The sequence below is a fragment of the Streptomyces sp. NPDC127119 genome, from assembly GCF_042677425.1.
In the GTDB taxonomy this organism is placed as follows: Bacteria; Actinomycetota; Actinomycetes; order Streptomycetales; family Streptomycetaceae; genus Streptomyces.
In genome coordinates this window covers 43,737-58,271 of record NZ_JBHXTO010000013.1, presented here as the reverse complement: position 1 = coordinate 58,271, position 14,535 = coordinate 43,737, and the positions used below count along the sequence as shown (strand labels likewise).

Here is a 14,535-nt window from a genome sequence, read left to right as displayed (position 1 = left end):
CGATCAGCAGCGACGGAGCGATCAGCCGCGGCCGGGCGCTCAGCCGCGGAAGACCGTGGCCGACCGCTGCTCGTACCAGCGCGCCAACTGCTCGCCCGCGCTGATCACATGGGCCTTCATCTCACTGCGCGCCCGCTCCGCGTCCTCGGCGGCCAGCGCCTCCACGATCCGCTCGTGTTCGCGGAGGTTGTCCTCGCGATGGCGGGGGTTGTCCTGGAGGACGAGGGCGGAGACGTTACGCGGGAACGCCTCGTTGATGTCCTTGATGGCCCGCGCGAGACGCCTGTTGCCGGCGACCGTGTGGATCAGCGTGTGGAAGCAGTCGTTCGCGGAAGTGGAGGGCGAGGCGTTCGGGGCGGGCGAGGCCTGCGTCGACGCGGAGGGCCGGGAGCCCTCACCCGGCTTCGGACCGCCACTCACGGCGCGTACCGTCTCGTTGGCCTCCCGCAGTTCCCGCAGCACCTCGGGGGTGACCGCGCGGACCGCCCGGACGCAGGCGAGTCCTTCGAGTTCGGCGCGGATCTCGTAGGCCTCGCGGACCTCCCAGGGCGCGGGGACACGGACCACGGCACCACGGTTGGGCAGCACCTCGATGAGACCGCCCGCCTGGAGCTGACGCAGCGCCTCCCGCACGGGAGTACGGCTCACCCCGAGCAGCTCCGCGAGTTCGACCTGGCGCAACTGCGCCCCGATGGGGATCTCGCCGGACAGGATCCGTGCCCGGATCGCGGCCGCGGTGTCGTCGACGAGCGCCTTGCCCTTTCCGGCCGGCGAGTCCGCGTCGGGGAGCGGGGCGGTGTCCATGAGGTCTCCGTCTGGTCGGGAAGGGCGAAGGCAACGGCGCGGGCCGGCGGTGACCGCCCCTCACAGCTTTATGTATCCATTCTAAAGGTTGCAGGATCCAAGGACTGCGGCCGTGCAGATGAGCGGAGCACACCATGCACAACCCGCCCGGAAGTGTCAGTACTCGTGTCCATGCCCGGCGTGCGCGCACCCATCCTCTCGACCCGCTGTCTCCCGCGGAGATCGACGCTGCCGTCGCCGTGGCGCGGGCCGACGGTCGGCTCGGTGAGCGGACCAGGTTCTGGGGCGCGGTGCTGGACGAGATCTTCGCCCGCGAGGTGATGGCCGGCCGACAGCCCGCGGACGAGGTGCGGGTGGGCCTGGTGGCCATGGACCACGATCTGCCCGGCGCCTGGGAGATCGACGTGCAGCTCGGCGCCGAACCGCGCTGCCTGGAGTGGCGGCCGGTGGACATCCGGCGGCCCGGCATCACCTCGACGGAGGCGCGCGCGGCGGCCCAGGCCTGCCGGGCGAACCCGCAGTTCCGCGAGGCACTGGCCAAGCGGGGCATCCACGACGTGTCGCTGACGGTGATCGACGCGGAGTCCATCGGCGGCTTCGTGCCGGAGAAGTACAAGGACCGCCGGATCACCTGGGGGTCGGTCTGGCACCGCGTCCAGGAGGACGACAACGCCTATGTGCGCCCCGTGCAGGGCGTCATCCCGATCATCGACATGGCGACCATGGAGGTCCTGGAGGTCGAGGACCACGGTGTCGTGCCGGTCTCCGGGGAGCCGGGACCGCTGGCGGCCGGCGGATTCGGCCCGGACCGCGCGGGGCTGAAGCCGCTGGAGGTCGTACAGCCGGAGGGGCCCAGCTTCACCGTCGACGGGCATCGGGTCAGCTGGCAGGGCTGGGAGTTCCGCGTCGGCTTCACCCACCGCGAGGGCCTGGTCCTGTACGACCTCGGCTTCCTGGGCCGCTCGGTCCTCAAGCGGGCCGCCTGCAACGAGATGTACGTGCCCTACCTCGACCCGAGCAGCACGCAGTTCCGCAAGAACTTCTTCGACTGGGGCGAGTACGGCGCCGGCCCGCTGACCAACTCGCTGGCGCTGGGCTGCGACTGCCTGGGTGTCATCCACTACTTCGACGCGGCCTACCTCGGAGGTGACGGCGCCGCGCAGGAGATCGAGCAGGCGATCTGCATGCACGAGGAGGACGACGGCATCCTCTGGAAGCACAACGACCTGCGCCGCGGGGTGAGCGAGGTGCGCCGCTCCCGGCGGCTGATCATCTCCAGCTTCGCGACGGTGGCCAACTACGACTACGGCTTCTACTGGTCGCTCTACCAGGACGGCCGGATCGAGCTGGAGATCAAGCTGACCGGCATGCTGTCGGCCTCCGGCATCGAGGAGGGCGAGGAGGTGCGGCACGGCCGGGTGGTCTCGCCCACCGTGCAGACGCCCACGCACCAGCACTACTTCGGCCTGCGCCTGGACGCGGCGGTGGACGGGCCGCTCAACCGCCTCGTGGAGGAGAACGCCCAGGCGGAGGACGACCCGCGCCACGACCCGTACGGCAACGCGGTCCGTATGGTCCGCACCCCGCTGCTGTCGGAGTCGCAGGCCGCCCGCCGGACCGACCCGGCGACGTCGAGGCACTGGCGGGTGGAGAGCGCCGACCGGCAGAACCGCTACGGGGATCCGACGGCGTACCGGCTGCTGCTGCCCAACACCACCCGGCCCTTCGCGCGGCCCGACTCGGTGATGGCCCGCCGGGCGCCCTTCGTCCACCAGCATCTGTGGGCGACGGTCTCCGACCCCGCCGAGAGTTACGTCGGCGGGCAGTATCCGAACCAGGCGGAGCCCGGCGAGGACGGCGTACAGGTGTGGCAGCGCAAGGACCGTTCGCTGGACGGGGCCGAGCTGGTGCTGTGGCCGGTCGTGGGCAGCCATCACTTCCCCCGGCCCGAGCAGTGGCCCGTCATGCCCGTCGACCGGGTGCGGCTGGTCTTCGAACCCGATGGCTTCTTCGACCGCAACCCGGCCATGGACATCCCCGACCCGTCGGCCGGCGCCGACCACTGCTGCGGAACCTGACAGCCGGTCATGGGTCCTGCCTGTCAAGAGATGTAGGCAGATAACACCCAAGATCCCGGTTTCATGTGCTCGTAACACACGGGACACGGCTCGGACTCGCGAGCCGGACACGATGATTTTGGATCCAATCGGTACGAGATTAGATCCATTCCCCCAGATTTTTCAGAGTCTCAAGAGTTTCAAGAGTCTTCAGATTTCTCAGAGGAACGGCGCCCCAAGGAGGCCCTCATGCCGGATCAGTCGCAGGGAACGCCCGCACTCCGCCCGGCCGAACCGCAGGTCGCCCGCCGGACCGTGCTGCGCGGCGCCAGTGTCCTCGGTGTCGGAGCGGGCTTCGGGCTGACCCCGCTGCTCGCCGCCTGCGGGGTGGCCGACGACGGGTCCGAGGAGTCCGGCGGTGGATCCAAGAAGGGCGGCACCCTCACCCTCGCCATCGACTCCACCAGCGCGGTCAACGACCCCGCCTTCTACACGACGCTGGGGGACTGGATGGCGGTGGACTGCGTCTGCCGCGGTCTGACCTTCATCTCCTTCGAGTCCAACGAGCCCGCACCGGACCTGGCCGAGAGCTGGAAGATCTCCGACGACCGGCTCACGTACACCTTCGTCCTCCGGGACGGCGTGAAGTTCCACGACGGTACGACGCTGTCCTCGGCCGATGTGCTGGCCACCCTGAACCGGCAGTTCGACCCCGAGAACAAGACCCTGCCGAAGGGCGCGTCCAGACCGCTCGCCTCCCTCGGCAACAACGTGGCCTCGCTGACCGCGGAGGACGACCTCACGGTCAAGCTGGTGCTCAAGGCGCCCGACCGGACCGTCCTCGCCCAGCTCTCCGACATCGGCGGGCGCGTCATCTCCAAGGCCGCCCTCGACAAGTACGGGGACGCCATAGGCAAGCACCTCGTCGGCACCGGCCCCTTCAAGTTCGCCTCGGCCACCTCCGGCCAGTCCATCACCCTTGAGGCGTTCGACGACTTCCGGCTCGGCCGGCCGCCGATCGACCGGCTGGTGCTGCGGCAGGTGCAGGACCCCTCGGCGATCGTCAGCTCCCTGCTCAGCGGGGATGTGTCCGCGACCCAGTTCACGCCCTACTCGGCCGTCGCGCAGCTGAAGTCCGACCCGTCGGTCACCGTCCACGACACCAAGGAGGGCTTCGACGCGATCCTGATGATCGACGCCCGGCGGATTCCCGAACTGAAGGTGCGCAAGGCCATCAACCTGGCCATCGACCGCAAGGCGATCGTCCAGCAGGCGTTCTTCGGCGTCGCCAGCGAGCCCGAGGGGTACGCGATCCCGCCCGCCCAGAACGGTTACGACACCGGCCTCGCCGACCTCAGCACCAAGAACCTCGCCCAGGCGAAGAAACTCCTCAAGGAGGCCGGAGCGGTCGGCCGCGAACTGGGACTGATGGCGGCCAGCGACTCCTGGCACCCCAAGGCCGCGCAGATCGTCAAGCAGAACCTGGAGGACGCCGGCTTCAAGGTGAAGACCACCTCCGTCGACCCCGCCTCGTACTTCAGCCGGCTCAGCGACGGCAAGGACGACCACCACGACCTGATGATCTGGGAACGCAACTCCTACGTCCCCGACCCCAACAACATGGTCGGCGCCATGGCCAACCCCGCCGGTCTCTACGGCAGCACCATCACCGGCCTGGACACGCTGGACGGCGTCGACACCCTGGCCGAGGACCTCCTGACGGCCAAGAACCTCCCCGTCGGCAAGAAGCGCACCGCCGCCTACTCGAAGATCCAGCGGCGCTGGGCGGAGGAGTACATGGTGATCGCCATGCTGGCCTGCTCCACCAACCTGGTCGTCAGCGGAGCCAAGGTGAAGGGCATCAACACCGCGGCACTCGGAAACCACCGCTGTTTCATGGAGAAAGCCAGTGTCTGACCACGCGGGGGCCCACGCGGGGGCCGTCACGGGCCCGAGCGGCGGCCCCACGACGGCCCCCGCCGGTCCGGGCCGGCCGGCCAGGCTGCGGCAGCGCGGGATCGGCACCTCCTGGCCCGCGTTGGTGTCCTGGGTGTTCCTGGTCGCGATCGTCCTCGTCGCGCTCGTCGGGCCGCTGCTGATCCCGGCCGACCCGGTCCGGCAGACCTCCTCGGCGATGCTGCCCTTCGGCTCGTCCGGCCACCTCCTCGGCACGGACGACCTGGGCCGGGACGAACTGGCCCGGCTGGTGCACGGGGCACGGCCGCTGCTGTTCGTGGCGTTCGCCTCGACCGCGCTGGCCGCCGTGCTCGGCACCGGCATCGGGCTGCTCGCCGGCTACGCGGGCGGTGTCGTCGAACAGGTGCTGATGCGCGTCGTCGACCTGGCCCTGGCCTTCCCGTCGATCCTCCTCGTCATCCTGCTGGTCGCCGCGGCCGGACCGGGCACCACCAGCCTCGTCATCGGCGTCGGCGTGTCCCTCGCGCCGGGTCTGGCGCGGCTGGCCAGGGCCCTCGCGGCCAGGGAGACGGCCCGGGACTACATCGTCGCCGCCCGCCTGGGAGGCACCCGTACCCCGCGCATCCTGGCGCAGGAGATCCTGCCCAACATCGCCGGGCCGCTGGTGGCCCAGGTCGTCATGACCCTGTCGGTCGCGGCGGGCTTCGCCGCCGGCCTGTCCTACCTCGGCCTCGGCATCCAGCCGCCCACCCCCGACTGGGGCTACATGGTCCAGGCCGGACAGGAGTTCCTGTACTCCGCGCCCCGCCTGGTGGTGCTGCCGGCGGCCCTGACCCTGCTGTTCGTCGTGGCCTGCAACTTCGTGGGCGACGACCTGCGGGACGCGCTCGACCCGAAGGGCTCCGCATGAGCACCCTCCCGCTGCCACGCCTGCGGCGCCCCGCCCGGCCCCGGTCCGAGCGCGCCGACACCCTGTGGGCCATGGCCCGCAGGCTCCTGGGCATCCCGGTCGTCCTGTTCGCCCTGGCGACCCTGGTGTTCGTCGCGATGCGCCTGCTGCCCGGCTCGCCCACCGCCTCCCTCGCGGGCGGCGGAACCAACCTCACGGCGGCGGAGATCGCGCAGAACGAGGCCAGGGCCAGCGAGGCACTCGGCCTCGACCAGCCGCTCCTCACCCAGTACGGGACCTACCTCGACAACCTGGTCCACCTGCGCTTCGGTGAGTCGTTCTTCGGGTCCAACAGCGTCCTGAGCCTGCTCGGCGACGCCCTGCCGGGCACCATCGAACTGACCCTCGCCGCGATGACCGTGGCCGTGATCCTGGGCGTGGTCACCGGCGTGGTCGCCGCACTGCGCAAGGGCACCTGGATCGACACCGCGACCCGGACCGTGGCGACCGTCAGCTTCTCCCTGCCGTGGTTCGCGCTCGGCGTGATCGCCATCGTCGTCTTCGGCGTGTGGCTGCGCTGGCTGCCCGTGCTGGGACGGCTGCCCAGTTCGCTGGACTACCGGCCCACGACCAACTTCGTCGTCCTCGACGCGATCCTGCAGAACCGCTTCGAACTGATCGGCCCCTGGATCCAGCACCTGATCCTGCCCGCCACCACCCTGGCCCTGTCCATGGCCGGGTACATCACCCGCATCGTGCGCGCCTCCGTCCTGGACGTCCTCGGCGACGATTTCGTCCGGACCGCCCGCATGAAGGGGCTCGCCGAGTCCGCGGTGATCCGCCGCCATGTCCTGCGCAACTCCTGGCTGCCCATCGTCACGGTCCTCGGCCTGCAGTTCGGGTCCCTGCTCGGCGGCTCCGTGATCACCGAGACCGTCTTCTCCTACGGCGGGGTGGGCCGGCTGCTGGTGCAGGGCGTGCTCCAGCGCGACTACCCCGTCGTCCAGGGAGCCGCGCTCGCCATCGCCCTGCTCTTCGTCCTCGTCAACTACGCGGTGGACGTGCTCTACATGATCCTCGATCCCCGTATACGGAAAGGCTGAGCCGCATGGACATCGTGCTGGTCCACGGAGCGGGCGGACGCCCCACCACCTGGTCGGAGGTCGAGCCCCTGCTCGCCGCCCTGGGACACCGGACGGTCGCCGTCACCAACCCCCTGACCTCCCTCGACGCGGACGTGGCGCACACCGCCGCAGCCGTGGCGGAGCTGCCGGGACCGGTCCTCCTGGTCGGCCACTCCTACGGCGGCGCGGTCATCACCAACGTCGGCCACCACCCCGCGGCCCGGGGCCTCGTCTACATCGCGGCCTTCGGACCGGACGAGGGCGAGACCGTCAGCGGCATCGTCGAACGGTACGAGCCCGCGGAGATCTCCAAGTACATGCGGCGCGGCCCGAACGGGGAGTGGAAGTCGGAGGCGAGCGAGGAGTTCTGGGCCGAGATCGGCCCCGACCTGTCTCCCGCGCAACGGGCCGTCGTCGAGGCCGAGGGACGCAAGGCGGAGAACCTCATCTTCACCCAGCCGACCGGCAAGCCTGCGTGGCAGACCCTGCCCAGCTGGTACCTGGTCGCCGACGACGACCGCACCCTTCGTCCGGACGCTCAGCGCGACATGGCCGCCCGGATGGAGGCCGTCACCGAGCACGTACCGGGCAGCCACTACACGACGCTCGTGCATCCGCGCCGGGTGGCCGACCTGATCCACACCGCGGCCACGGCCGTGAGCGGCACACCGTGAACGGGCCCGCGCCCGCCGGAGTCCGCGGGCAGGAGGGGCAGTCTCCTGTCGTCCTGGAGGTGCGCGGGCTGCGGGTCGGGTTCGACGTCCCCGCGGGCCGGCTCCCGGCCGTCGCCGGCGTCGACCTGACCCTCCACCGGGGCGAGATCCTCGCCCTGGTCGGCGAGTCAGGCTCGGGCAAGTCCGCGCTGTCCATGAGCCTGGTCGGCCTCAACCGGGGCCCGCGCACCCACATCAGCGGCGACGTCGCCTTCGGCGGCCGCAACCTCGCCGAGACGTCCGAGCGCGAACTGCGTTCCATCCGGGGCAAGGACATCGCCGTCGTCTTCCAGGACGCGCTGGCCGCACTCAACCCGCTGCACCGGGTCGGCGCCCAGGTCACCGAGATGATGCGCGCGCACCGCCGGATGCCGTACGCGACGGCCATGGACCGGACCGTTGACCTGCTCGGCGAGGTCGGCATCGCCAATCCGCGCGCCAACTCCCGCGCTCTGCCGCACCAGTTGTCGGGCGGTATGCGTCAGCGCGTGATGATCGCGATGGGCCTGGCCAACGACCCCGCCGTCCTGATCGCCGACGAACCCACCACGGCGCTGGACGTCACCATCCAGGCGCAGGTCCTCTCCGTGCTCCAGCGGGCCAGCGCCGACCACGGCACCGCCGTCCTCCTGATCACCCACGACCTGGGGGTCGTCGCCGAGGTCGCCGACCGCGTGGCCGTGATGTACGCCGGCCGCATCGTCGAGCAGGGCTCGCGCGACGAGGTGCTCTTCAACCCGCAACACCCGTACACCATCGGCCTGTTGGGCTCGGTGCCGCCGATCGAGGGACCGGTCGCCGACCGGCTGCCCGCCATTCCCGGCAGCCCGCTGACCGGTGTGGACCGCCCCGAGGGATGCGCGTTCGCCGCGCGCTGCGCCCAGGCCCACGACGCGTGCGCGGAGCAGCCCGAACTGCGCCACCGGAACGGCGAACCCGGCCACCTCGACGCCTGCGTCCTGACCGGGCCCGTACGCCGTACGGCACGGGATGCCGGACCGGACCCGCAGCCGGCGGGGGCGGAAGAGGGCGTGACCCGCCCGGTGGGGCCGGTGCACCCGGCGGACCTGGTACGCAACGAGAAGGGGCGCTCATGACCTCGCCACCGGCCACACCGCCGGCCTCGGCCGACGCGGTTTCCGCCCCGATACCCCCGGCGCCGCCCGGAACCCCGCTCATCCGGGCCGAGAAGCTGCGCGTCGAGTACCGCGGCCGTTCCGGCGGCAGGGTACGCGCACTGCGCGACGTCGACCTGGAGATCCTGGAGGGCGAGACGCTGGGCCTGGTCGGTGAGTCGGGCTGCGGCAAGTCCACCCTGGGCCGGGCCCTGCTGAGGGTCATCGAGCCCGCGTCCGGCACCATCGACTTCCTCGGCCTCAACATCACCCGGCTCAGGGGTACGCGGCTGCGGCGCACCCGGGCCGACCTGCAGATGGTGTTCCAGGACCCGTTCGGCTCGCTCAACCCCCGGCGCAGGATCGCCGACATCGTCGCCGAACCGCTGCGGCGGGCGCGCGGCGCGAGCCGGGCCGAAGCCGGGCCGGTGGTGGGGGAGTTGCTGGACCGGGTGGGTCTCGGCGCCGAGGCAGGCCGGCGCAAGCCGCACGAGTTCTCCGGCGGCCAGCGTCAGCGCATCGGCATCGCCCGGGCGCTGGCCTCCTCGCCCAGGTTCGTCGTGGCGGACGAGGCCGTGTCCGCGCTGGACGTCTCCATCCAGGCACAGGTGCTGAACCTCCTGTCGGACATGGTCCGCGAACGCGGTCTGACCATGCTGTTCATCTCCCACGACCTGGGCGTCGTCCGGCACATCGCCGACCGCGTGGCCGTCATGTACCTGGGCCAGATCATCGAGGTCGCGTCCCGGGACGACTTCTTCGCCGGTCCCGCACACCCCTACTCCGAGGCGCTGCTGTCCTCGGTGCCGTCCCTGCACCCCGGCGGGCGGCGCGAACGACGGGTCCTGGAGGGCGAACTGCCCGATCCCGCGAACCCGCCCGAGGGCTGTCTGTTCCAGACCCGCTGCCCCTTCGCCGAGGACATGTGCCGTACCCGTATGCCGGAACTGCGGACCGTCGCACCCGGCCGCACCGTGCGCTGCCACCTGCCTCTGGTGCCGAGCGACAGCACCAGCACTGTTCCGCACAGCTCAGTTCAGAAAGGCTGATCCCGCGTGATCATCGACGCGTACAACACCACCCAGGACGTCCGGGGACGCTCGGACTACCTCACCGGCGTCCGCAAGGGGGAGGCGCCGCCGCCCTACACCCCGTTCGAGCCCCGGCGCATCCTGGACCGGATGGACGCCGCCGGCGTCGACATGGCGATGGTCTGCTCGCTCGCCCAGCGCATCGAGAACGACTTCATCAGCTCGCTGGTCGCCGCCCACCCCGACCGCTTCTTCGGCTTCGGGCAGGTCCTCCCGCAGGCCGACGACGCCATCGAGGAGATCGACCGCATGGCCGACGCCGGTCTGGTGGGCCTCAAGCTCCACCCCAGCCTGCACGGCTACCACGTCGCCGACCACGGCCTGCTCGACCCGCTGTTCGAGGCTTGCGCCCGCCGCGGACTGATGGTCCTCATCAACGCCCTGGACGACTCCTTCTGCGCCCCGCTGTCGATCGAGGAGATCGCCCGCGACCACCCCGGCGTGCCCACGATCATCGCCCACATGGGTGCCGTGTGGAACGTCCCCGAGGCGATCATCGTCGCCGAGCGCCAGCCCCACGTGTATCTGGAGACCTCGGCGACGCTGATGAGCGACGTGAAGCGCGCCTACGCCCGACTGGGTCCGGAGAAGATCCTCCTGGGCAGCGAGTGGCCCGGCTCCGACTTCGACCTGGAGCGTATGAAGATCGCGAAGGCGATACCGGACGACAAGGACCGCGCGCTCGTCGAGGGCGGCAACATGGCCCGGCTGCTGGGGATCACCGCGTGAGTGGCCCGTCCTCCGGCGAGGCGCTCTCCGGCACGGCGCTCGCGGCAGGCCCGGAACGCGTCACCGTGCCCGCCTCCATGAGCGAGGCCGACGCCGAACTGCTTGTCCTGGCACAGGAGTTGCTGGCCCGCGTCTGGCGCGACGGCCGGCACGAGGTGGCGTCCGCGGTGCGTACGGCCGACGGAGCCGTGCACACCGGGGTCCATCTCGAAGGCTCCTGCCGACGCAGCTCCATCTGCGCCGAGGGGGTCGCCCTGGGCGCGGCCCGCGGCGCGTACCCCGGCGACCGGCCGCTGGACGTCACCTCGGTCGTCTCCGTGCAGATCAAGCCCGCCGGACGGTTCCGGGTGATCGCGCCGTGCGGTGTGTGCCGGGAACTGATCAGCGACTACAGCCCGGACGCGACGGTCTGGATCACCACGGTCGATGAGAACGAGGTCGTCCCGGTACGGGCCCTCGACCTGCTGCCCGACAAGAGCCGCCGCGCGTGGTGACCACCGGCCGTGTGGCACGCCCGCGTACATCTGGCCGCGAGGCCGCGAAGAAGAGGGAAGCACCATGACACCAGCCGTCCCCGGGCCCGATGCGCAGCCCGTCCCCACCGGCCCGGACGTCCCCACCGGCCTCGACGTCCCCGCCCTCGCCGCCGAACTCGGCGGCTCCGGAGTCCCCGTGCGATGGGAGGAACTGACCTGGCAGCAGGCGGAGACCACCGCCGCCGCACGGAACGCCGTGATCATCCCCGTCGGCGCCACCGAACAGCACGGCCCGCACCTGCCGTTGGCCGTCGACACCCTCATCTGCCGGGCCGTCGCCGACGGCGTCTCGGCACTCACCGGCGTACCGGTCGTGCCCCCGCTCAGCTTCGGCGTCTCCGCCTCCCACGGCGACTTCGGCGGCACGGTGGCGCTCCGCCCCGAGACGATGATCGCCGTCGTCGAGGACGTCATCGACTCCCTGTACGCCTCCGGGGTACGGCAGTTCATCCTGCTCAACGGGCACATCTGGAACAACGGCGCGCTCGACGTGTCCGCGGAGAAGCTGCGGGTGCGCCACCGCGACGCCCGCGTACGGGCCCTGGGGTACGTGACGATGTACCCCGGACCCGAGGTCGACGGCCATGTCCAGTACGGCCGGGCGTTGATGCACGCCAACTTCTTCGAGACCTCGGTCATGCTCCACCTCCACCCCGACCTCGTGCGGATGGACAAGGCCACCTCGCACATCGACGTGGACTCCTTCTGGGACTACCGGATGGACCAGGTCAGCGAGACCGGGGTCTGGGGCCGCGACGTGGGCGACGCCGACGCGAAGCACGGCGGCGAGGAGTTCGACCGCTGCCTGCTCACCACCGCCCGGGCCGTGTCGGCCGCCGTCGGCGAACCGTGGCCCGACCCGACCCACCGTCCTGGAAAGACCCACCGTCCTGGAGCCACCGCGTGAAGATCTACGACATCACCCTGCCCATCCACCCCGAGATGCTGCACTGGGGACGCAAGCCCGAGGTCGAGGTCGTCGAGTCCCTCTCCCACGGCGACGCCTCCAACGTCACGCGCTGGCGGCTCGGCGCCCACACCGGCACCCATGTCGACGCCCCCGCCCACTTCCGCGACGGCGCCACGCCCATCGACGAGGTGTCCCTGTACTCGCTGGTCGGACCCGCCCTCGTCATCGACCTGACTCATGTCGAGGGCGACGTCGAACCGCACCACCTGGAGGAGGGCGGGGCGGCCGGGCACACCCGGATCCTGCTCAAGACCTCCAACTCCGCGGGCCCCCTCAAGGAGACCGAGCGGGCCCCGCAGTGGGTGGGCCTCTCCCCGAAGGCGGCCGACTGGCTGATCGAGCACGAGGTCGAACTCATCGGCATCGACTACCTGACCATCGAGAGCCACCACCGCACCGACACCTGGGACGTCCACCACTCCCTGCTGGGCGCGGGTGTCCTCATCCTGGAGAACGCGGACCTCGACCAGGTGCCCGGCGGCACCTACGACCTGACCTGCCTGCCCACGAAACTGGTCGGCGCCGACGGTTCCTTCGCCCGCGCCATCCTCACCACCCGGGACTGACCGTGGCCACGATCGCGATCGCCGCGCCCCATCCCGCCGCCGTCGAGGCGGCACGCCAAGTGACCGCCGCGGGCGGCGGGTTGATCGATGCCGCGCTCGCCGCCGCGGCGGCGCTCACGGTGGCGTACCCGCACCAGTGCTCCATCGGCGGCGACCTCGTGGCCCTGGTCCGCGACGGCGTACGCGGCACGGTCCGCTCGGTGCTGTCGGCAGGGGCCGCGGCGGCGGCCACCGACCCGGCACGGCTGCGGGCGGCGGGAGACCGGATGCCGCCCGGCGGCCCGCTCACGGTGACGGTCCCCGGAGTGGTCGCCGGCTGGGCGGAACTCGCCCGTCTCGGCGCACGTCTGCCGCTCGCCCGGAGCCTCGCGCCGGCCATCACCCTGGCCGACGATGGCGTCCCGGTGAGCGAGGGCCTGGCCCGCGCGATCCGCAACCGCCTCGACGTCGTACGGGCCGACGCGGGCCTCTCGGCGCTGCTGCTGGACAAGGCGGGGAACCCGCTGCCCGTCGGAGCCACCCTGCTCCAGCCGGCGCTCGCCGCGACCCTGCGGGAACTCTCCGACGACTGGCGCCACTTCTACACCGGGCCGACCGCCCGTCGCCTGGTGGCGGGCCTGCGCGAACGCGGCAGCGTCCTCGACGCGACGGACTTCGCCGGCCATCGGGCCGAGAACACCGCCCCGCTGAGCGCGACCGCGACCGCGACCGGCGTCACCTGGTGGACGGCCCCGCCTCCCAGCCAGGGAGCCTCCCTCCTCGCTGTACTGGGACACGGGACGGACCCGCTGACGGCAGCCCGGCAGGCGGAACTGAGCCGGGACGCACTGCTCGGCGACCCCCGCTCGGGAACCGTGGACCTCGACGGCCTGCTGCTGCGCGCGGAGCGTGACATCACCGCGCTGCCCGCCGGCCCCAGACCGGCCGGGGACACGGTCGCCGTCACCGCCGTCGACGACGAGGGCAACGCCGTATCCCTGATCCAGAGCGTGTTCCAGAGCTTCGGATCGGGCATCGCCGAGCCGGCCACCGGCATCGTGCTCCACAACCGCGGCTCGGCGTTCAGCCTGGACCCGGCGCACCCCGGGGCGCTGCGGCCCGGGGCACGGCCCCCGCACACACTGTGCCCGGCGCTCGCCACCGCCCCGGGGCGCGTGGTGGCCCTGGGCTGCCAGGGCGGCAGGGCCCAGGCCTGGATCCTGTCGCAGGTGGCCGAGGACCTGCTCGACGCCCCGGCCCCGGAGGCCGTACTGGCCCGCCCCCGGTGGGTCATCGGCTCCCGCGACCTGAACCGCCCGCACCCCACCCTCGTCCTGGAACCCGGCACCCCGGACACCGACCACCTGACCGCCACCGCCCACCGCCTGGGCCTGGAGGTGTCCGTGACACCGGGCCCGCACGACGAGGCGGGCCACGTACAGACGGCCCGCCTGCGGGACGACGGAATCGACGCGGCAACGGACCCCAGAGCGGACGGAACGACAGCCGTACTCGCCCTGTAGACAGCCCAGTTGACGAGGTGCGGACGCCGGGCGCGGAGCACCTAGGATCTCAAGCCGACTGCTTCATCTGCGGAGGGCTGGGGATGTTTCCTCGAACGCGTACACATCGGCTGCAGGACGGCTCCGAACGGCGAAGACGTGACGCCGTGGCCGTCGCCCTGCTCGTCGGGGTCCTGGCGGCGAGCGGTTGTTCGGCGCAGGATGCCGAAGAGCCGAAGCCCTCCGCTCCGGCCGGGGCACGCTCACTCGACCAGCACCAGTTGGAAGCGGCGAGGCTGACGAAGCCGGAAGCGACCGAGTACGTCAGCGCCACCGGCGGTTTCGGCTCCACCCTGTCGGAGGAGAAGAAGGCGCAGTTCTTGCCGGTGCTGAAGGACGAACTGATCTCCAAGCAGGTCACCAAGGTCGAAGCGGCCCTGAAGGCGGCCTCCTAGGCCGCTCGCCGATGGCACCGCGGACGGCCTGGCGGTCGCCAACTGGGCTGTGGGCGAGGCCCGTTGTCAGTGGCGGCGGTTAGTGTCC

General features: G+C 71.4%; 14 protein-coding genes. 13 read left to right on the top strand and 1 reads right to left on the bottom strand.

Going from position 1 to position 14,535, the window contains the following annotated elements; all coding sequences use genetic code 11:
- Positions 1-39: 39 nt before the first annotated feature.
- Positions 40-804 (bottom strand): GntR family transcriptional regulator, encoded by a 765-nt coding sequence (locus ACFVH5_RS09240; RefSeq protein ID WP_385832922.1) that lies wholly within the window; start codon positions 802-804, stop codon positions 40-42.
- 134 nt (positions 805-938) lie between these two features.
- Between ACFVH5_RS09240 and ACFVH5_RS09235 the strand changes: the two genes are divergently transcribed.
- The 13 genes from ACFVH5_RS09235 (at position 939) to ACFVH5_RS09175 (ending at position 14,447) form a co-directional block, all read left to right on the top strand.
- On the top strand, positions 939-2,882 hold the full coding sequence (locus ACFVH5_RS09235; RefSeq protein WP_385832920.1) for a primary-amine oxidase: 1,944 nt from the start codon (positions 939-941) through the stop codon (positions 2,880-2,882).
- Positions 2,883-3,110: 228 nt separating this feature from the next.
- Positions 3,111-4,778: an ABC transporter substrate-binding protein gene (locus ACFVH5_RS09230; protein WP_385832919.1), complete on the top strand. Its 1,668-nt coding sequence runs from the start codon at positions 3,111-3,113 to the stop codon at positions 4,776-4,778.
- Positions 4,771-5,688: an ABC transporter permease gene (locus ACFVH5_RS09225; protein ID WP_385832918.1), complete on the top strand. Its 918-nt coding sequence runs from the start codon at positions 4,771-4,773 to the stop codon at positions 5,686-5,688. Before ACFVH5_RS09230 ends, ACFVH5_RS09225 begins: the two co-directional genes overlap by 8 nt.
- Positions 5,685-6,770: an ABC transporter permease gene (locus ACFVH5_RS09220; protein ID WP_384797293.1), complete on the top strand. Its 1,086-nt coding sequence runs from the start codon at positions 5,685-5,687 to the stop codon at positions 6,768-6,770. Before ACFVH5_RS09225 ends, ACFVH5_RS09220 begins: the two co-directional genes overlap by 4 nt.
- 5 nt (positions 6,771-6,775) lie before the next feature.
- A complete protein-coding gene (locus ACFVH5_RS09215; protein ID WP_385832917.1) occupies positions 6,776-7,465 on the top strand; it encodes an alpha/beta hydrolase in 690 nt (229 codons plus the stop codon).
- Positions 7,462-8,601, top strand: coding sequence for an ABC transporter ATP-binding protein (locus tag ACFVH5_RS09210; RefSeq protein WP_385832916.1), 1,140 nt, complete (start codon positions 7,462-7,464; stop codon positions 8,599-8,601). Before ACFVH5_RS09215 ends, ACFVH5_RS09210 begins: the two co-directional genes overlap by 4 nt.
- Positions 8,598-9,668: an ABC transporter ATP-binding protein gene (locus tag ACFVH5_RS09205; protein WP_385832915.1), complete on the top strand. Its 1,071-nt coding sequence runs from the start codon at positions 8,598-8,600 to the stop codon at positions 9,666-9,668. Before ACFVH5_RS09210 ends, ACFVH5_RS09205 begins: the two co-directional genes overlap by 4 nt.
- 6 nt (positions 9,669-9,674) lie before the next feature.
- Complete coding sequence (locus ACFVH5_RS09200) at positions 9,675-10,439, top strand: amidohydrolase family protein (RefSeq protein ID WP_384797305.1); 765 nt, start codon at positions 9,675-9,677, stop codon at positions 10,437-10,439.
- Positions 10,436-10,933 carry a cytidine deaminase gene (locus ACFVH5_RS09195; RefSeq protein ID WP_385832914.1) on the top strand — a complete coding sequence of 166 codons (498 nt, stop codon included), beginning with the start codon at positions 10,436-10,438 and terminating at the stop codon, positions 10,931-10,933. Before ACFVH5_RS09200 ends, ACFVH5_RS09195 begins: the two co-directional genes overlap by 4 nt.
- A gap of 64 nt (positions 10,934-10,997) precedes the next feature.
- Complete coding sequence (locus ACFVH5_RS09190; RefSeq protein ID WP_385832913.1) at positions 10,998-11,882, top strand: creatininase family protein; 885 nt, start codon at positions 10,998-11,000, stop codon at positions 11,880-11,882.
- A complete protein-coding gene (locus ACFVH5_RS09185) occupies positions 11,879-12,511 on the top strand; it encodes a cyclase family protein (RefSeq protein WP_385832912.1) in 633 nt (210 codons plus the stop codon). The genes ACFVH5_RS09190 and ACFVH5_RS09185 overlap by 4 nt, the downstream gene beginning before the upstream one ends.
- A 2-nt stretch (positions 12,512-12,513) precedes the next feature.
- Positions 12,514-14,013 carry a gamma-glutamyltransferase gene (locus ACFVH5_RS09180; protein ID WP_385832911.1) on the top strand — a complete coding sequence of 500 codons (1,500 nt, stop codon included), beginning with the start codon at positions 12,514-12,516 and terminating at the stop codon, positions 14,011-14,013.
- An 83-nt stretch (positions 14,014-14,096) separates the two neighbouring features.
- Positions 14,097-14,447, top strand: a complete 351-nt coding sequence (locus ACFVH5_RS09175; protein WP_385832910.1) for a hypothetical protein — start codon at positions 14,097-14,099, stop codon at positions 14,445-14,447.
- Positions 14,448-14,535: the final 88 nt, after the last annotated feature.